The 18755-nt window shown below is 62.3% G+C and carries 18 protein-coding genes and 1 tRNA gene; 16 read left to right on the top strand and 3 right to left on the bottom strand.

What is annotated here, in order from left to right; all coding sequences use genetic code 11:
• Nucleotides 1-106 precede the first annotated feature (106 nt).
• The 10 genes from ACN9MU_RS04505 (at nucleotide 107) to ACN9MU_RS04550 (ending at nucleotide 9577) form a co-directional block, all read left to right on the top strand.
• Complete coding sequence (locus ACN9MU_RS04505; protein ID WP_426167817.1) at nucleotides 107-1186, top strand: pilus assembly protein PilM; 1080 nt, start codon at nucleotides 107-109, stop codon at nucleotides 1184-1186.
• Nucleotides 1186-1824 (top strand): PilN domain-containing protein, encoded by a 639-nt coding sequence (locus ACN9MU_RS04510; protein WP_426167819.1) that lies wholly within the window; start codon nucleotides 1186-1188, stop codon nucleotides 1822-1824. Before ACN9MU_RS04505 ends, ACN9MU_RS04510 begins: the two co-directional genes overlap by 1 nt.
• Nucleotides 1825-1834: 10 nt before the next feature.
• Nucleotides 1835-2518: a type 4a pilus biogenesis protein PilO gene (locus ACN9MU_RS04515; protein WP_426320744.1), complete on the top strand. Its 684-nt coding sequence runs from the start codon at nucleotides 1835-1837 to the stop codon at nucleotides 2516-2518.
• Nucleotides 2518-3045: a pilus assembly protein PilP gene (locus tag ACN9MU_RS04520; RefSeq protein WP_426167823.1), complete on the top strand. Its 528-nt coding sequence runs from the start codon at nucleotides 2518-2520 to the stop codon at nucleotides 3043-3045. The genes ACN9MU_RS04515 and ACN9MU_RS04520 overlap by 1 nt, the downstream gene beginning before the upstream one ends.
• A complete protein-coding gene (gene pilQ / locus ACN9MU_RS04525) occupies nucleotides 3042-5210 on the top strand; it encodes a type IV pilus secretin PilQ (RefSeq protein ID WP_426344230.1) in 2169 nt (722 codons plus the stop codon). The genes ACN9MU_RS04520 and pilQ overlap by 4 nt, the downstream gene beginning before the upstream one ends.
• Nucleotides 5211-5246: 36 nt before the next feature.
• Complete coding sequence (locus ACN9MU_RS04530; protein WP_426167827.1) at nucleotides 5247-5693, top strand: Ig-like domain-containing protein; 447 nt, start codon at nucleotides 5247-5249, stop codon at nucleotides 5691-5693.
• Nucleotides 5694-5787: 94 nt separating this feature from the next.
• On the top strand, nucleotides 5788-7407 hold the full coding sequence (gene aroKB / locus ACN9MU_RS04535) for a bifunctional shikimate kinase/3-dehydroquinate synthase AroKB (protein WP_426172115.1): 1620 nt from the start codon (nucleotides 5788-5790) through the stop codon (nucleotides 7405-7407).
• 1 nt (nucleotide 7408) lies between these two features.
• Nucleotides 7409-8539, top strand: a complete 1131-nt coding sequence (locus ACN9MU_RS04540; RefSeq protein ID WP_426344231.1) for a deoxyguanosinetriphosphate triphosphohydrolase — start codon at nucleotides 7409-7411, stop codon at nucleotides 8537-8539.
• A gap of 59 nt (nucleotides 8540-8598) precedes the next feature.
• A complete protein-coding gene (locus tag ACN9MU_RS04545) occupies nucleotides 8599-9234 on the top strand; it encodes a TMEM175 family protein (protein ID WP_426167831.1) in 636 nt (211 codons plus the stop codon).
• An 85-nt stretch (nucleotides 9235-9319) separates the two neighbouring features.
• Nucleotides 9320-9577, top strand: a complete 258-nt coding sequence (locus ACN9MU_RS04550; protein ID WP_426320749.1) for a hypothetical protein — start codon at nucleotides 9320-9322, stop codon at nucleotides 9575-9577.
• 6 nt (nucleotides 9578-9583) lie between these two features.
• Here the strand turns inward: ACN9MU_RS04550 and mutY are convergent, their stop codons facing one another.
• Genes mutY through mutM form a run of 3 tightly spaced genes read right to left on the bottom strand, consistent with a single transcriptional unit; the run spans nucleotide 9584 to nucleotide 13460 of the window.
• A complete protein-coding gene (gene mutY / locus ACN9MU_RS04555) occupies nucleotides 9584-10687 on the bottom strand; it encodes an A/G-specific adenine glycosylase (RefSeq protein ID WP_426344232.1) in 1104 nt (367 codons plus the stop codon).
• A complete protein-coding gene (locus ACN9MU_RS04560) occupies nucleotides 10688-12616 on the bottom strand; it encodes a dynamin family protein (RefSeq protein WP_426167837.1) in 1929 nt (642 codons plus the stop codon).
• Between the two features lie 10 nt (nucleotides 12617-12626).
• A complete protein-coding gene (gene mutM, locus ACN9MU_RS04565) occupies nucleotides 12627-13460 on the bottom strand; it encodes a bifunctional DNA-formamidopyrimidine glycosylase/DNA-(apurinic or apyrimidinic site) lyase (protein WP_426344233.1) in 834 nt (277 codons plus the stop codon).
• A gap of 63 nt (nucleotides 13461-13523) precedes the next feature.
• Between mutM and ACN9MU_RS04570 the strand changes: the two genes are divergently transcribed.
• The 6 genes from ACN9MU_RS04570 (at nucleotide 13524) to ACN9MU_RS04595 (ending at nucleotide 18695) form a co-directional block, all read left to right on the top strand.
• Complete coding sequence (locus tag ACN9MU_RS04570; protein ID WP_426336873.1) at nucleotides 13524-15302, top strand: tetratricopeptide repeat protein; 1779 nt, start codon at nucleotides 13524-13526, stop codon at nucleotides 15300-15302.
• On the top strand, nucleotides 15302-15895 hold the full coding sequence (locus ACN9MU_RS04575) for a lipoprotein insertase outer membrane protein LolB (RefSeq protein ID WP_426320756.1): 594 nt from the start codon (nucleotides 15302-15304) through the stop codon (nucleotides 15893-15895). Before ACN9MU_RS04570 ends, ACN9MU_RS04575 begins: the two co-directional genes overlap by 1 nt.
• A 2-nt stretch (nucleotides 15896-15897) precedes the next feature.
• Complete coding sequence (gene ispE / locus ACN9MU_RS04580) at nucleotides 15898-16776, top strand: 4-(cytidine 5'-diphospho)-2-C-methyl-D-erythritol kinase (protein WP_426167845.1); 879 nt, start codon at nucleotides 15898-15900, stop codon at nucleotides 16774-16776.
• A 77-nt stretch (nucleotides 16777-16853) separates the two neighbouring features.
• Nucleotides 16854-16930: transfer RNA gene (locus tag ACN9MU_RS04585), tRNA-Gln, on the top strand.
• A 109-nt stretch (nucleotides 16931-17039) separates the two neighbouring features.
• Nucleotides 17040-17990: a ribose-phosphate pyrophosphokinase gene (locus ACN9MU_RS04590; RefSeq protein ID WP_057264651.1), complete on the top strand. Its 951-nt coding sequence runs from the start codon at nucleotides 17040-17042 to the stop codon at nucleotides 17988-17990.
• Between the two features lie 111 nt (nucleotides 17991-18101).
• Nucleotides 18102-18695 (top strand): 50S ribosomal protein L25/general stress protein Ctc, encoded by a 594-nt coding sequence (locus ACN9MU_RS04595; RefSeq protein WP_426167847.1) that lies wholly within the window; start codon nucleotides 18102-18104, stop codon nucleotides 18693-18695.
• Nucleotides 18696-18755 lie beyond the last annotated feature (60 nt).

Genomic DNA, 18755 nt, shown 5'->3' on the forward strand with positions numbered 1-18755 from the left:
CAATGTTGCTAGCATCTAATGTACTGTCTCATGTTTGCGGTCTAAACACGGGTTTTTAAACGAATTTGGATATGTAAATGTCTATGGAGTTGTCAGGAGTGCATCCATGTCATTGGACCTGAAAGCCCTGTTTGGCGGCGCCCAGGGCCCGCTGGTTGGCTTAGATATCAGCACCTCGAGTGTGCGTATGGTGGAATTGTCCGAAGCGGGCAAGGACGGCATGCGCCTTGACCGGTGCGCCTCGGAGCCCCTGCCGCGCGGCGCAGTCGCCGACGGCAATATTGAAAATATGGAGCAAGTGGTCGAGGCGGTGCGCCGCCTGATCAAGAAAAGCGGCACGCGCGCCAAACACGTCGCGCTGGGCATGCCGCCTGCTTCCGTGATTACCAAGAAAATCGTGCTGCCGGCCGGTTTGTCGGAGCAGCAGCTGGAGATGCAGGTCGAGTCCGAAGCTGCCCAGTACATCCCGTTTGCACTCGACGAGGTGAGCCTGGACTTCGACGTGATCGGGCCGGTTGCCAATTCGACGGAAGACATCGAAGTCATGCTGGCTGCGGCACGTCGCGAAAAGGTCGTCGACCGCGTGGCGATTGCTGAAGAGGCCGGCCTGAAAGCATCGGTGGTGGACGTCGAATCGTATGCCGCGCGAGCCGCGCTGGACCACGTCACCTCGCAGCTGCCGAATGCCGGCGCCGGCCAGGTGATTGCGCTGTTCCAGATCGGCGCCGTGTCGACCCAGATTTCGGTGATGCTCGATGGCACGACGGTCTATGAGCGCGAGCAGCCGTTCGGCGGCAATTCGCTGACCCAGGATATCGTGCGTTCCTACGGCCTGGCTTTCGAAGAGGCCGAGGCGCGCAAGAAGGCCGGCGACCTGCCGGAGAACTACCAGTCCGATGTGCTCGCACCGTGGCTGGAAGGCGCCGCGCTGGAAGTGACGCGCGCGATCCAGTTCTTCTTCACGTCGACGCCGTTTACCAAGATCGACCAGATTTTCCTGGCGGGCGGCTGCGCCGTGTTGCCGGGCTTGCTGGACATGATCGCCAGCCGCACCCGTATTTCCAGCGCCGTCATTTCGCCGTTCAAGGGCATGCAGCTGGCGTCCGGCGTGCGTGAACAGGCGCTGCGCAACGATGCGCCGGCATACCTGGTGGCCTGCGGCCTAGCCATGCGGAGGTTCGGCTGATGATACGCATTAACCTTCTCCCGCACCGGGAGGAAAAACGCGCGCTGCGCAAAAAAGCCTTTTACGCAATGCTTGGCATCGGCGCCATCGCCGGCGCGACGGTCGTGCTGATGGTGGGCGGCTATAACGCCCGTGCCATTTCGATCCAGGACTTGCGCAACGGTGAACTGAAGGGCGCCATCGCTGAACTGGACAAGAAAATCGTGGAAATTTCCACGCTGCGCCAGGAAATCGACGCACTGAAGGCGCGCCAGCAAGCGGTGGAAGACTTGCAGGCTGACCGCAACCAGCCGGTCTACCTGATGGATGAACTGGTCAAGCAGACGCCCCCGGGCGTGTTCTTGAAGTCCGTCAAGCAGGAAGGCCAAAAAGTCACGCTGACCGGCAGTGCCCAGTCGCAGGAACGGGTGTCCGAGCTGCTGCGCAACCTGTCCGGCAATTCGCCGTGGCTGGAACGTCCGGAACTGGTCGAAGTCAAGGCCGGCACGATCGGCGGCAAGGACAAGTCGAGCGGCCGCGCCATCGTCGAGTTCCAGCTGTCCGTCATGATCAAACGTCCGCGCGACAAGGACGAAAACCCGGACGGCAAGCCGGGCGCCAAACCTGGCGCCACGCCGAATGCCGCAGCCAAGTCCTGAGAACATAACCATGGCAACTGATTTGAAACATTTAGATGAGGTGCTCAAGGCCCAGTTCAGGGACCTGAACGGGGTGCACCCGGGCCTGTGGCCGATCCTGCCGCGCGTGCTGCTTGCGCTGGGCGTGGCGGCTCTGGCCGTCGCTGCCGGCTATTTCCTGTACTGGGAGTCCCAGTACGAGGAGCTGGAAGCGGGCGCGCAGCAGGAGCAAAAGCTGCGCGACGAATACAAGCTGAAGATCGCCCAGGCGGTCAACCTCGAGGAGCTCAAGCGCCAGAAGGAACAGGTCGACAAGTACGTGGTGCAGATGGAGAAGCAACTGCCGGGCAAGGCAGAAATGGCGGCCCTGCTGTCGGACATCAACAATGCCGGTACCGGCCGCGGCCTGACTTTTGAACTGTTCAAGCCGAACCGTGTCGAAGTCAAGGATTACTACGCCGAGCAACCGATCGAGCTGCGCGTCAATGGCAGCTACCACGATCTTGGGGCTTTCGCCGGCGACCTGGCAGGCATGGCGCGTATCGTCACGCTGAACAACGTCTCGCTGGATATCAAGCCCAAGGAGGGCAAGGAGTTGCCAGCCGGCGTGCTGCAATTGAATGCCATCGCCAAGACCTTCCGCTATCTTGATGCAGAGGAAGTGGCCGAGCAGCGCAAGGCGGCCAACGAGAAGAAAAAGGGAGGTAAGAAGTAATGAAGAAGTTTGCCCCCCTCGCCTGTGCCCTGCTGCTGACCGCCTGCGGTGAGAGCGACGTGCAGCAGGTGCGTACCTGGATGAAGGAAACCGAGGCCCAAACCAAGCCGACCGTCAAGCCGCTGCAGGAACCGAAGACCTTCGTGCCTTTTGCCTACGTGGCCGGCGACGTGCTTGATCCCTTCAACGCCAGCAAGCTGCTGACCGAACTGGCCAAGAGCCGCGCAGGCAGTTCCCAGGCGCCGGACCAGAACCGGCGCAAGGAATTCCTCGAAAGCTTCCCGCTGGATGCCATGAAGATGGTCGGCACCATGGAAAAGAACAATGTGGTGAATGGCCTGGTGCAGATCGACCGCACCGTCTACCAGGTCAAGAAGGGACAGTACGTGGGACAGAATTATGGTTTGATCACCGGGGTCACGGATGACGCGATCACGGTGCGTGAAATTGTTCAGGATGCGGCCGGCGACTGGGTCGAGCGCATGTCGAAGCTGGAACTGCAGGAAAGTAAGGAGAGCTCCAAATGATCGCCATCAGAACCCTGAAGCGCTTGTGCCGTCAGGCTAGCGTAGTGCTGGCCCTGGCCGGCAGCGCAGCCGTTGCGCAGGCCCAGCAAGGCAACGCGATCGAATCGATCACGGCCAACCAGCAGGGCAGCAATGTGATCGTGAAGATCGCAATGAAGGATACGCCGCAAAAGCTGCCGATCGGCTTTGCCATCACCAACCCGGCCCGTATCGCGCTCGATTTCGGCCAGACCAGCAATGCTACCGGCAAGACCAGCCAGGACCTGAACATGGGCGACCTGGCCAGCGTCAACGTGGTGCAGGCTGGTGATCGTTCGCGCCTGGTGTTCAACCTGAAGCGCACGCTGAACTACGCCACCGCCATCGACGGCAAGAACGTGATCCTGACCATTGATGCTTCCGGCGGCGTGGCGCAGGCAGTTGACGCGCGCGGCCTGCCGGTGGCGGCGACCAAGCCTGCCGCGCCGGTAATTGTCGGCAAGCAAGCGCTGCGCGATATCGACTTCCGCCGCGGTAACAACGGCGAAGGCCGCGTGGTGATCGACCTGCCGAACAACCAGGTTGCCGTCGACGTGCGCCAGACCCCGACCGGCGTCGTGGTGGACTTCCTCAAGACTACCGTGCCGGATACCCTGCGCCGCCGCCTGGACGTGACCGATTTCGGCACCCCGGTCAACCGCATCACCACCGTGCCGCACGGCGACAATGTGCGCATGACCGTGGAAGCGCACGGCCTGTGGGAACAGAGCGTGTACCAGAGCGACACCCAGCTGGTGGTGGACGTCAAGCCGATCAAGGAAGACCCGAACAAGCTGGTGCAAGGCAGCCAGGGCTACCGCGGCGAGAAGCTCTCGTTCAACTTCCAGAACGTGGAAGTGCGCGCTGCGCTGCAGGCCATTGCCGATATCTCGGGCCTGAACATCATCACCAGCGACAGCGTGCAGGGCAACCTGACCCTGCGCCTGAAGGAAGTGCCATGGGACCAGGCGCTGGATGTGGTGCTGCAAGCCAAGGGCCTGGACATGCGCAAGAACGGCAACGTGCTGTGGATCGCGCCGAAGGAAGAATTGCTGACCAAGGAAAAGCTGGAGCTGGAGCAGAAGGCCCAGATCGCCGACCTGGAGCCGCTCAAGTCCGAAATCTTCCAGCTTAACTACCAGAAGGCGGAAGCATTCAAGACCGTGTTCGGCATTGAAGGCGGCGGCGACACGAAGAACCGCATCCTGTCCAAGCGCGGCAGCGCCATCATCGAAACGCGCACCAACCAGCTGTTCGTGACCGATATCGCGTCCAAACTGGAAGAGGTGCGCAAGCTGATCCAGAAGACCGACATCGCCACCAAGCAAGTGCTGATCGAAGCGCGTATCGTGGAAGCGTCCGATACCTTTACCCGCAACCTGGGCGCCAAGCTGGGCTTTGCCGACATGCGCGCCATCCGCGGCGGCGACGCCGGCTGGGGTGTCGGCAACGGCAACAACCGCGTTGGCCTGACCGGCAACATCACCGGCATGGGCCAGGCACAAGGCATTGTAAAAGTGGATGATGGCCAGGGTTCCTACAACAATACCCAGTTCATCAACCTGCCAGCGGCATCGATCAACGGCGCGCAGGCTGGCAGCCTGGCAGTCAGCCTGTTCAATTCGGCTGCCAACCGCTTCCTGAACCTGGAACTGTCGGCACTCGAAGCTGACGGCGCCGGCAAGATCATCTCCAGCCCGCGTGTGGTGACCGCCGACAAGGCTCCTGCCGTGATCGAGCAGGGCGTGGAACTGCCATACCAGGTGGCGACTTCTTCCGGCGCGACCTCGATCGTGTTCCGCAAGGCCAACCTGAAGCTGGATGTGGTCCCGCAGATTACGCCGGACGGCAATGTGGTGCTGGATGTTGACGTGAACAAGGACTCGGTGGGCCAGGAAACCCGCGCCGGTTTCGCCATCGATACCAAGCACGTCAAGACCCAGGTGATGGTGGAAAACGGCGGCACCGTGGTGCTGGGCGGTATCTATCAGCAGGTCGAGCGCAACACCACGAGCAAGGTGCCAGTACTGGGCGATGTGCCGATCCTTGGCAACCTGTTCAAATCGAATACGCGCGTCAATGACAAGACCGAACTGCTGGTCTTCATTACGCCAAAGATCGTTACCGACCGCCTGTCCGCGCGTTGAGGCGAAACATAGTGTCATCAGAATAAAGGAAAGAACATGGCAAACGTAGTATTCCGAAAACTGTCCGGCCTGGTTGGCGCGCTGGCTTGCGCCAGCCTGCTGGCAGCTTGCGGCGGCGGCGGCGGCAACCCTGGCGTCAGCCCCACCAATCCCGATCCGCTGACGCCGAAGGCCTCCAGTGTGGTGGTGAGTTCCAGCTCCGATACCATTGCCGCCTCTGGCGTCGACGGCACGGAAGTGACGATTACTGCCACCGTCAAGGATGGCGGCAACCAGGCCGTGCCTGGCGCAACTGTACTGTTCAGTACCTCTGCAGGCACCATCAGCAACAGCGGTGCGACCACGGACAGCAATGGCCAGGTCAGCGAGAAGCTGAGCGTGAAAGGCGTTAACCAGCCGGCTGGCCTGGAAATCAAGATTTCCGCCGGCGTCAAAGGCGTCGACCACGTCAGCACCAACACCATTACCGTCAAGACGGTATAAGCGGCACCCACTGCAGCGCCTGCCCGGCGGCAGGCTGCTGCAGTGTAATTTGCGCTATCATGCGTGAATGCAAAATGTATACTTAGTCGGATTGATGGGGGCTGGCAAGACGACCATAGGTCGCCAACTGGCCCGCAAGCTGGGCTTGCGGTTTGTCGATTCCGATCATGAGATCGAAAGCCGCACCGGCGCTTCCATTCCCTGGATCTTCGAGATCGAAGGCGAGCCGGCCTTTCGCCGGCGCGAAGCGGAAGTCATCCGCGAACTGACCAGCCAGCAAGGCATCGTGCTGGCCACCGGCGGCGGCGCCATCCTCAACGAGGACAGCCGCACCCTGCTGCAACAGCGCGGCACCGTCATCTACCTGCGTGCGTCGATCAACTCGATCCTGGCGCGTACCGCGCACGACAAGAACCGGCCCTTGCTGCAAACGGCCGACCCCCGCAAGAAACTCGAAGAACTGCTGGCGCAGCGCGAGCCGCTGTACATGGACATGGCCGACCTGGTCATCGACACCGGCCGCCCCAACGTACAATCGATGGTGCAGAACATCATCAACCAGCTCGATGCGCTGGCCTGCCAGGCCGCGCCCAATTGCATCACCAAAGCACAACCCGCGATGAACGAACAAACCAACATCCTGCTCAACGTCGACCTGGCCGAGCGCAGTTATCCGATCGCCATCGGCCCTGCGCTGCTGGACGATGCCGGCCTGCTGGCCAAATACGTGGGCGGCAAGAAAGTCGCCATCGTCTCCAACGACACCGTGGCGCCGCTATACATGGAGCGCGTACGCGCGCCGCTGGCCGCCGCCGGCAAGGAGGTGATCGAAGTGGTGCTGCCGGACGGCGAGGAGCACAAGCACTGGGAATCGCTGATGAAGGTGTTCGACGCCCTGCTGGCCAGCAAGGCCGACCGCAAGACCACCCTGGTGGCGCTGGGCGGCGGCGTGATCGGCGACATGACCGGCTATGCCGCCGCCTCCTATATGCGCGGAGTCGACTTCGTGCAGGTGCCGACCACCCTGCTGTCCCAGGTCGATTCCTCGGTCGGCGGCAAGACGGGCATCAACCACCCGCTGGGCAAGAACATGATTGGGGCCTTCTACCAGCCGAAGGCGGTGATCGCCGACACCACCACGCTGGAAACGCTGCCGGTGCGCGAACTGTCGGCCGGCCTGGCGGAAGTGATCAAGTACGGCTGCATCATCGACGTGCCGTTCTTCGAATGGATCGAAGCGAACATGGGCCTGCTGATGGCGCGCGACAAGGGCGCGCTGGCCTACGCCATCGCGCGCTCCTGCGAGATCAAGGCCGATGTGGTACGCCAGGATGAACGCGAAGGCGGCCTGCGCGCGATCCTGAATTTCGGCCATACCTTTGGCCATGCCATCGAGGCAGGCATGGGCTATGGCGCCTGGCTGCACGGCGAAGCGGTCGGCTGCGGCATGGTGATGGCGGCCGACCTGTCGCAGCGCCTGGGCTTCATCGACGCCGCCACGGTGGAACGCATCCGCGACCTGGTGTCCGCCGCCGGCCTGCCGATCGCGGCGCCGGACCTGGGCGCCGAACGCTGGCTGGAACTGATGGAGGTGGACAAGAAAAACGAGGGCGGGGCGATCAAGTTCATCCTGCTCGATCCGCTTGGCAAGGCGCGCATCACGACGGCGCCGCAAGACCTGCTGCTGCAAACCCTGGCCGCCTGCACGGAGTAATATGGAAGAGACGCTCGCCCCCTACGCAGCACATTCGGACAAGGGGCGCGGCCGCCGCTTTCCCGAAACACCGCATGCCTCGCGTTCGCAGTTCCAGCGCGACCGCGACCGCATCATCCATTCGACCGCCTTCCGCCGGCTCGAATACAAGACCCAGGTCTTCCTCAACCACGAGGGCGACCTGTTTCGTACCCGCCTGACGCACAGCCTGGAAGTAGCCCAGATCGGCCGTTCGCTGGCGCGCAACCTGCGCCTGAACGAAGACCTGGTGGAAGCCATCGCGCTGGCGCACGACCTGGGCCACACGCCGTTCGGCCATGTGGGGCAGGACGTGCTGCACGAATGCATGAAGGAGCATGGCGGCTTCGAGCACAACCTGCAAAGCTTGCGCGTGGTCGACCTGCTGGAGGAACAGTATGGTGCTTTCGATGGCCTGAACCTGATGTTCGAAACGCGCGAAGGCATCCTGAAGCACTGCTCGGTCAATCATGCCCGCCTGCTGGGCGACGTCGCCCAGCGCTTCCTCGACAAGACCCAGCCTTCGCTGGAAGCGCAGCTGACCAACCTGGCCGACGAAATCGCCTACAACAGCCACGATATCGATGACGGCCTGCGTTCCGGCCTGATCTCCATTGCGCAGCTGGAGGAAGTGGAATTCTTCGGCCGCCTGTGGCGCGAGGTACAGGATGCGCACCCGGGTCTGGCCGGCCGCCGCGCCATCTACGAAACGCTGCGCCGCCTGATCACCGCCCTGGCCGACAACCTGATCGCCACCTCGCAGGAGCGCATCGCCGCGCACCATCCGCAAAGCATGGAAGACGTGCGCGCCGCGCCGCCGCTGCTCCGCTTTTCCGACCAGATGCGCAAGGATGCCACGGAGCTCAAGCGCTTCCTGCACGAGAACCTGTACCGCCACTACAAGGTCAACCGCATGCGCCTGAAGGCCAGCCGCATGGTGCGCGAGCTGTATGAAGCGTTCACCGCCGACCCGTCGCTGCTGCCGCCCGATTACCGCACCGAGCGCGGCGATGTGACCGGACAGGCGCGCCGCGTGGCAGACTACATTGCCGGCATGACCGACCGTTATGCCATCGCCGAGCACCGCCGCATCTATTCGCTGGAAAACCTCTAGCTTGCATCGGTGTGCGTCACAGGTTAATCTTCTGGCAAGCTAAACTTGCCAGAAGAACCATGACCGACATCACTGCCTCCATTGCCACCACCCCACAACTCAGCAAGCACCGCATCGAAGCCCTGGTTGACGGCATCTTCGCCGTCACCATGACGCTGCTGGTGATCGAATTGCGTTTGCCGGAACACGCCACTACGCATAACAGCGCCGAATTGCTGGGAGTCTTGCAGGAATTGGCGCCGACCTTCATCTCTTGGGTGTTGAGTTTCCTGGTACTGGCGCTCTATTGGACCGCCAACCATCGCCTGTTCAGCTATGTGCGCCATGTGGATACGCCTTTGCTGTGGTACACCATCCTGTTGCTGGCAGGCGCCAGCCTGCTGCCCTTCGCTTCCGCAGTAAACAGCCGCTATCTGTCGCAACTGGCGCAAGCGGTGTATGCGGGAGTGATGTGCCTGATGTCGATCGGCTCGCTGCTGGTCGCCACGCGCATTTACCGCCATCCAGAGTTGTGCGCGCATCCGATGGACAAGGCGACCTATGTTGCGGCATGCACCCGCACCGGCATCATGGTCGTCATCGCCATCGTGACCGTCGTGGTGGCCGGCCAGGTCGCCGGCATTGCCAACTCGGCCTTCCTGCTGCTGTTCCTCGCGCGCCCCTTGAGCAACTTGCTGACGCGCCGCCTGCGCTAAGTTTGCGCTGGCTCAAGCCGATTCGCACCTGGGCCTGCTTGAAAGACCGGCTTCCAGGGACGATGATGGGACTTGGGAGGCGTAGGTGATCGAGGAACAAGAAAAGTCCGGCCTGGAACATGAGCGACGCTTTGCTGCACTCGAGCAAAACGTCGCCGTCATCATGTCCAACTACGCGACAAAAGAAGACCTTGCGAAGCTGGAAACGCAGCTGGCGCGCATGGGCACGCAAATGGCGCAAATGGAGACCCGCCTGATCAAATGGGTGATCGGCGCGATGGCAGCAAGTATCGTCAGCGTGATCGGAACCGCATTGAGCGTTGCCAAGCTGTTCATGTCGTAACTGCTGTCAGAACATGCGCGCCTGGCTGCGCTCGCCGAGCAGGTCGAGCGCGAGCTTCTTGATGGGCGCGGGGAGGGCCGCGCCGGGCAGGACGGAGGCATCAAGCCAGGTATAGCGGCCTTCGCCGGCCAGGGCGGCGCGGCTTGAGAGGCTGACCAGCAGCGGGTGGATGTGCAGCTTGTAATGCGTGAAGACGTGCACTACCGGCAGCAGGCGTTCCAGCGATTCCATCACGCCAAACGGCTGCACCGCGGCAGCGACAGCTGAATCATCAGGCCCGGCGTCCTGCGCGGCGAAGGCCGCGTGGCCTGCCAGTTCAGGCAGGGACAGCAGGCCGCCCCAGATGCCGGCGGCCGGGCGCTGTTCCAGCAGCACCTGGCCGCGGTCCACCAGCAGCAGCATGTGCGCCACTTTCTGCGGCGTGGCCTTCTTCGGCTTGCGCACCGGCAGTTCGGCCGTGCGCCCGGTGGCGAAGGCGACGCAGCGCGGTTGCATGGGACAGCGTTCGCAGGAAGGGCTGCTGCGCGTGCACAGCGTCGCGCCCATGTCCATCAAGCCTTGCGTGTAGGCCTCGATGCCCTCGGCCGGCGCCAGCGCTTCCGCGCGTGCCCACATGGCTTCTTCTGTCTTGCGCTCGCCGGGATAAGTATCGATGCCGAACACGCGCGCGAATACGCGCTTCACATTGCCGTCCATGATGGCCGCGCGGCGGCCGGCCGAGAAGGCGGCAATGGCAGCTGCGGTCGAGCGTCCGATGCCAGGAAGTTCGGCCAGCAAGGCCGGATCGGAAGGGAAGACACCGCCATATTCCGCCACCACGCGCTGGGCGCACTTGTGCAGGTTGCGCGCGCGGGTGTAGTAGCCCAGGCCGGCCCACTGCGCCATCACGTCTTCCACGGGAGCGGCAGCCAGCGAGGCGAGGGTAGGGAAGCGCGCCAGGAAGCGCGCGTAATAGCCCAGCACCGCCGACACCTGCGTCTGCTGCAGCATGATCTCGGACAGCCACACCAGGTAGGCATCGCGGGTGTTCTGCCACGGCAGGTCGTGGCGGCCATGTTTCTTCTGCCACGCCACCAGCGTGGCAGAAAAGCTCGGGTCTTCGTACTGCAATTACGCCGCTGCCTCCAGGACTACATGCTCGGCCGAGATCGCATCGTTGATGGCGGCGGCCAGCGCGGCCAGCTTGGCCTTTTGCGCCTCCAGCTCGGCCTGGGTGGTTTCGAAGGCCTCGATCTTCTGCTCCAGCGTATCGGTCGCATCGTGGATGCGTGCGATCGACTGCTGGCGGTGCTTCAGCTGCTCCTTGTGCTGGCGGATCTGCGCTTCCAGCGGCGCCATGATGACCTTCAGCCAGGCATCGGTATCGGCATTGGCGGCCTTGAAGCAGCGCTTGACGGCCGATGCCACCGAATCGAAGAAGCGCTCCATCAGCACCACGCGCGAAGTGGTCAGCATGACGGCGGTACCGAACTGCTTCTCGTAGATGCCGTGGGCTTCATTGATTTCATCGCGGTACTTGGCCAGCGAGAAGGCCATCGGCATCGGCAGGGTCAGGCCGTGCTCCGTCGAGAACTTCTTGTACATGGTTTCCATCATGCTGCGGATCTCTTCGATCTTGCGCTCCGATTCATCCAGGTTGGCGTGGATGCTGTCGAAGTACACCTTGATGGCATCGCGCAGGCCGGTGGTGAAGCGGCTGTTCTGCATTTCCGAACGCGCCTTGATCAGGTTGTCGCGCAGGATGCCCATGCCCAGGCTGGAATACAGCTCGGTGGACAAGCGGGTGAACACCGCGCGCGTGGCCTGCAGCTTGAACAGGCTTTCGTCGAATTCCTTTTTCTCGGCTTCGACGCGGCGCGCCATGTGCGCGATCACCGACTGGTTCTTGCCGCGCAGGCCTTTCAGCTCCAGCAGTTGCTCGACGATGCCGCGCGTCTTGGCCGACAGCGCCGCGTACTGGGCGCCGCTCAGTGCCGCCAGTTCGTCGCCCAGGCGACGGCGGATGATGTCCTTGCGGGCCGGGATCAGTTCGTTGAACAGCGCGCTCTCCAGCTGCTTCATGCGGCTCTTGTGCACCAGGTCATGGTCGCCGGTGATCTTGCCCAGCAGCGCTTTCTGCGCCGAGACCGGGAATACCTGGCGCGCGTCAAGGCCCAGCATATGGGCTGCGTGCTCGCGCTGGCGCGCGATGGCGGCTTCGATTTCTTCTTCGGTACGCAGCGGATCCCACATGGAGTCGATCTTGTTCAGCACCACCATGCGCCCGGCGCCATTGCCGATGTGGGTGCGCCATACTTCGATGTCGCTCTTGGTGACGCCGGTGTCGGCGGCCAGGATGAACAGCACGGCGTGCGCGTGCGGGATCATGTTCAGCGTCAGTTCCGGTTCGGTACCGATGGCGTTCAGGCCCGGCGTATCGAGGATCACCAGGCCCTGCTTCAGCAGCGGGTGCGGGAAGTTGATGATGGCGTGGCGCCACTGCGAAATCTCGACCAGGCCATTGTTGTCCAGCGTGGCGCCCATGTCGGGATCGTTCTCGTCGTACAGGCCGTAGCGCTTGGCTTCTTCCACCGGCACGTGGCGGGTCAGGCTGACCTGCTTGAACACTTCCTGCATCTGTTCCGCGGAATCGAGCTGCAGCGGCAGCACGGTCCAGGCATGCGGCTCGTCGCGGTAGTCGCTGGTCGACAGGTTTTCGGCGCGCGTTTCGATCGGCAGCAGGCGGATGCAGGCAGGGTAGGCCGGGTCGTACATCAGCTCGGTCGGGCACATCGTGGTGCGGCCGGCTGCCGACGGCAGGATGCGCTGGCCGAAATCGGCGAAGAAGATCGAATTGATCAGTTCGGATTTGCCGCGCGAAAATTCCGCCACAAAGGCCACCGACAGCTTGTCGTCGGCCAGTTTGGACAGCGTTTGCGCCAGGCGCTGTTCGGTCGCGGCATCGGACAGATCGGCCTGCACGATCCAGTCTCGGTAGTTTGCGACGGCGCCCATGACGCCTTGGCGCCATTGGCTGTATTGTTCCAGGTCCCGTACCATTAGCTTCTCGTTATTTCTGGCAATTTACACAATAAAAAGTGGATCTTTGGCCCTGCTTGATCTGGCGCACAGGCGCGCCGCAACAACGGCAGGGCACACCAGCACGATCATAGACGAAATATGTCTGTTGGAAATACCCTGATTGTCCATTTACCCCGATAAAGTCGCGCAAAGTGCTGCCTCCTTGCACAATTGCCTCAGCCAGCACGTCGCGGATGGCCTGCGCCAGGCGGTCGTAGCGGGCGGCACTGATGCGGTTGGCTGCGGTTTTCGGGTTGATCCCGGCGCGAAACAGGCTTTCAGAGCAGTAGATATTGCCCACCCCGACCACGATGTCGCCGGCCATCAGCACTTGCTTGATGGCCGCGCCGCGGGTACGGGTCTGTTCGAACAGGAGCTTGCCGGTAAATAGCGGGCCCAGCGGCTCCACGCCCAGGCCGCGCAGCAGCAGGTGCTCTTCCAGTTCGCCGTCTTCCGCCGCGTGCCACAGCACGGCGCCGAAACGGCGCGGATCGGTCAGGCGCAACACCTGCCTGCCATCGGCGCCTTCCACCATCATGTCGAAATGATCATGTTTTTCCGGCGGAATGCCGGTTGGCAGCACGCGCAGGTGGCCGCTCATGCCAAGGTGGATGATCAGCGAGCCATGCTCGAATTGCAGCAGCAGGTACTTGCCGCGGCGGCCGGTCGCGACGATGCGGCGGCCGGCCAGCAGCGCCGGCAAGTCGTCCGGGAAGGGCCAGCGCAAGCCTTCGCGGCGCAGCACCACCTCGCGCACGATACGGCCTTCGAGATGGGGGGCGACGCCGCGCCGGGTGACTTCTACTTCTGGTAATTCAGGCATGAGGGTGGTTTCTTGCAGGTTGGCGTAGAATCAAGTCTTGAGCCCGATTTGCAGGATCTTCCTTTGAAAAACGCATTCGCCATTGTAACCCTGTCGGCCCTCGTGTCCGCCTGCGCAGTCGTGCCACCGGAACAGGCTGCGCCTGAGCCCGCAGCACCCGTGGCGCCGGCCACGCCGGCTGCCGATGCCATTGCCAAGGCCGCCAGGCTCGACGAAAAGCTGCCCAACGTCGAACTGACCAGCGATTTGTTCTACAAGCTGACCAAGGCCGAACTCGATTTCAAACGCGGCCAGTGGCAAAGCGCCTATGTGACCATGATGGTGCTGGCACAGCAGACGCGCGACCCGCGCCTGGCGCGCCGCGCTTCCGAAATGGCGCTGTCGGCCAAGCAGGGCAATGAAGCGCTGGCAGCGATCCGCCTGTGGCGCGAACTCGCGCCCGATTCCGACGAGGCCGCACAGTATTTCCTCGGTTTTGCCGTCCTGGGCGACGACCTGGGCGAGGCGGAAACCCTGTTCGCGCAGCGCCTGAAAGCTTCGCCGCCGACGGGCCGCCCGCTGCTGATGTTCCAGATGCAGCAATTCCTGCTGCGCGCAAAGGACAAGGCTGCCGCCTTCGGGCTGATGGAGCGCGTCCTGCAGCCCTACCTGAATACGCAGGAAGCCCACCTGGTGCTGGCGCAAGGCGCCAGCGCCGCCAGCGATGCCGAGCGGGCGCGCGAGGAAGCGAAGAAAGCCGTGGCGATCAGGCCCGACTCGGAACTGGCCACGCTGACCATGGGGCAAATGCTGGGCGACCTCGATGGCGCGCAAAAACTGTTCGCCGAGTTCCTGCAGAAATACCCGGCCGCGCGCGAAGTGCGTTCGGCCTATGCCCGCCTGCTGGTGGAGCAGAAGCAGTACGACCAGGCGCGCGAACAGTTCCTGCTGCTGCTGAAAGAACAGCCTGACAATCCGGGCACCCTGTATGCGCTCGGCATCATGGCGCTGCAGGGACAGGACAGCAAGGCGGCCGAGGGCTATTTCAAGCGCTATGTGGAAGTGCTGGAGGCGGCTCCCGATCCTGAGCGCGACCCGAACAAGGCGCTGATGCTGCTGGCCCAGATCGCCGAAGAAAAGGGCGACCTCGATGGCGCGCTGGCATGGCTGGACAAGATCGACGGCGAAGATGCCCGCGCCGCCCTGCCGGCTCGCCTGAAACGCGCTCATCTCACGGCACGCAAAGGCGACGTCGACGGCGCGCGCGCACAGTTAAAAGAGATCGCCCCGGCCGACCAGGCCGAGCAGGTGCAGATCCTGCAAACGGAAGGCCAGTTGCTGCGCGACTCGGGCCGCGCAGTGGAAGCCTTCAAGACTTTGCAGGATGGCGTGCTGCGCTTCCCCAACAGCCCCGACCTGATGTACGACTACGCGCTGGCCGCGGAAAAGCTGGGCAAGGTCGAGGCGATGGAAACCGCGCTGCGCAAGGTGATCGAGTCGGTGCCCGACAACCACCACGCCTATAACGCGCTGGGCTATTCGCTGGCGGACCGCAATGTGCGCCTGGACGAAGCGTATGAGCTGATCGACAAGGCGCTGAAGATGGCGCCGGGCGACCCTTACATCATGGACAGCATGGGCTGGGTGCTGTTCCGCATGGGCAAGCTGAAAGAGGCAGAGCAATCGCTGCGCCAGGCCTATGCGCTGCGTGGCGATGCAGAAATCGCCGTGCACCTGGGCGAAGTGCTGTGGAAGCAGGGCGACAAGGCCGGCGCCGCCAAGCTGTGGCGCGAGGCCCGCGACAAGGATCCAAAAAACGACGCGCTGCGCAGCACGCTGGCGCGCCTCAACGCAGGAATTTAATGAGCTTCAAGACACTCGCCGCCATCACCGGCGCGGCCGCCATCCTGTGCGGCTGCGCCACCACGCCAACTGCGCCGCCATCCGCTGCCGTTGTCGCGCCCTACGCCGACAGCCTGGCCGTGTCGGGGCGCCTGAACGTGCGCTATATCAAGAACGGCAACCCGGAGTCCTCCACCGTCAAATTTGACTGGAAGCAGGACGCGCAGAGCACCGAGGTCGCCTTGTTTGATCCCTTCGGCAGCAAGGTGGCCAATATCAGCGTGACGCCGGAGGGCGCCACGTTGCGCCAGGGCGGCAACAAGCCGCCGCTGACGGCGCCAAGCATCGACGCGCTGAGCGCGCGTGCGCTGGGATGGGCGTTGCCGGTAGCAGGCCTGCGCGGCTGGCTGCAGGGCCACGCCACCGCTGCCGACGGCAAGCCATGGTCGGCCAGCCCGGCCAACAGCGAAGTGACCACGCGTGAAGGCTGGCACCTGCAATATACGGATTGGCAGCCCGACAGCTCCCCGCCGCGCCCGAAACTGATCGACGCCGAGCACCCGGGCGGAGGCGATGTGCAGCAAATGGCCTTGCGGATCGTCATCTCCGAATAAACATGAAAAGCCTGTTGAACTGCCCGGCTCCGGCCAAGCTGAACCTGTTCCTGCACGTGAATGGCCGCCGCGCCGATGGCTACCATCTGCTGCAATCGGTATTCCAGATCATCGATCGCTGCGATACCCTGCATTTCTCTCTGCGCGACGATGCTGAACTGCATCGCTCCAACGATATCCCCGGCGTGCCCGTCGAGCAGGACCTGGTGATCCGCGCTGCCCGCATCCTGCAGGCCGAAGTCTTGCGCCGCACCGGCGCCTTGCCGCCAGGCGTGAATATCACGGTCGACAAGATCCTGCCCATGGGCGGCGGGCTGGGCGGCGGCTCGTCCGATGCGGCCACCACTTTCATGGCGCTGAACAAGCTGTGGGCTGCAGGACTGCAGCGCGAAGAGCTGATGGCGCTGGCCTTGCCGCTGGGCGCCGACGTGCCTTTCTTTATCTTTGGCCAGACCGGCTTTGCCGAAGGCGTTGGCGAAGAACTGCAGGCGGTTGATGCGCCTGACTGTTGGTATGTTGTCATCGAGCCCGGCGTGGCCTGTCCGACGGCGCAAATTTTTACCTCCGAGCATTTGACAAGGGATACGCCGCCCGTTAAGATGTCGGACTTTTCCAGCTACCATGCAAATCGACAAGATCTGCGGCAGTTCGGGAAGAACGATTTGCAACAAGTGGCGTGCCGCTTATTCCCGCAGGTAGCAGAAGCGGTAGAATGGCTGGGCGCTGCCGGCGACGCCAGGATGACTGGCTCCGGAGCTTGTGTGTTCGTCGCCCTCCATAGCGAAGAACAGGCCGATGCGGTGCTTGCGAAAGTGCCAGCCGCCTGGACCGGATGGAAAGCGAGGGCACTGAAACAGCATCCGATCATCGCAAAGTTGTGAAGCGTAAAAAGATTTGGTTTTTCGTGAAATAGGCTATATAATGTCGGCCTACTGACGGAAGACAGTCAGTTGAGAGTAGGGGAATCGCCAAGCTGGTTAAGGCACCGGATTTTGATTCCGGCATACCAAGGTTCGAATCCTTGTTCCCCTGCCACCGTTTTCCCTGGGTCTGTCGAGGCAGCAGTCTCCAGCCAGGGTTAAGACAAAAGCTCCTGTATCGCAGGAGTGCCTCAAGAATTCAACACTACCTCTCGGGACTCCCAATGGCTTACGAAAACCTGATGGTTTTTACCGGCAACGCTAATCCAGCCTTAGCAGAAGGGGTCGCAAAAAATCTCGGCATCCCACTCGGCAAAGCAGTCGTATCGAAGTTCTCGGACGGCGAAGTCATGGTCGAAATCAACGAAAACGTCCGCGGTAAAGACGTGTTCGTGCTGCAATCGACCTGCGCACCGACCAACGACAACCTGATGGAACTGATCCTGATGGTCGATGCCCTGAAACGTGCGTCCGCTGGCCGAATCACCGCTGCAATTCCTTACTTCGGCTATGCCCGCCAGGATCGCCGTCCGCGCTCCGCCCGTGTGGCCATTTCGGCAAAAGTGGTTGCCAATATGCTGGAAGAAGCCGGCGTCGAGCGCGTCCTGATCATGGACCTGCACGCAGACCAGATCCAGGGCTTTTTCGATATCCCGGTTGACAATATTTACGCTTCGCCAATCCTGCTGGGCGACCTGCAGAAAAAGGCCGAGCAAGACCTGCTGGTCGTGTCGCCTGACGTCGGCGGCGTGGTGCGTGCCCGTGCCCTGGCCAAGCGCCTCGGCTGCGACCTGGCCATCATCGACAAGCGTCGTCCAAAAGCCAACGTTTCCGAAGTGATGAACATCATCGGCGACGTGGAAGGCCGTAACTGCGTGATCATGGACGACATGGTCGACACCGCAGGTACCCTGGTCAAGGCTGCCGAAGTGCTGAAAGAGCGCGGCGCCAAGAAAGTAACCGCTTACTGCACGCACCCGGTGCTGTCCGGTCCGGCAATCGACCGTATCTCCGGCTCTTCGCTGGACGAGCTGGTGGTGACTGACACCATCCCGCTGTCCGAAGCTGCCAAGGCTTGCGGCAAGATCCGCCAACTGACCTGCGCACCGCTGCTGGCTGAGACCTTCAAGCGCATCATCAAGGGCGACTCGGTGATCTCCCTGTTCGTCGACTAAAGTTTTTCCGGCCGTGGCGCAAGCCGCGGCCGATTTCTTGAAGTGCCCTGGTCGCGGGGCACTTCGTTTATCGACAAGGCGCGAGCCTTGTTTTATTTTTTGGAGTATTCCATGAAAGTTGTAGCATTCAAACGTGATCTGCAAGGTACGGGTGCGAGCCGCCGCCTGCGTAATTCCGGCCAGACCCCTGGCATCATCTACGGTGGCACCGAAGCCCCTGTGACCATCGCCCTGGACCACAACGCACTGTTCCACGCGCTGAAAAAAGAAGCTTTCCACTCGTCCATCCTGGACATGGAAATCGACGGCAAAGTGGAAAAAGTGCTGCTGCGCGACTTCCAGATGCACGCGTTCAAGCAACTGGTTCTGCACGCTGACTTCCAGCGCGTTGACGCCAACAAGCCACTGCACGTGAAAGTTGCCCTGCACTTCGAAAACGCTGACGTGTCCCCAGCTGTGAAACTGCACGCAGCGACCATCAGCCACGTGGCCAACGAGATCGAAATCTCCTGCCTGCCAGCTGACCTGCCAGAGTTCCTGACCGTTGACCTGTCGAAGATGGATGTCGGCCAGTCGATCCACGCTTCCCAGCTGACCCTGCCGAAGGGCGTGACCATCGTGACCCACGGTTCCGATGCCACCATCGCTACCGCATCCGTGCCAGCCGGCGCTGTTGCTGCTGAAGCCGCTGCTGCTAAAGAGTAATCCTCTTTCGCCGCAATAAAAAAAGGGGACGTACCCTTTAAAGGGGTACGTCCCCTTTTT

The organism is Pseudoduganella sp. R-32 (assembly GCF_049913245.1).
Lineage (GTDB): Bacteria > Pseudomonadota > Gammaproteobacteria > Burkholderiales > Burkholderiaceae_D > Rugamonas.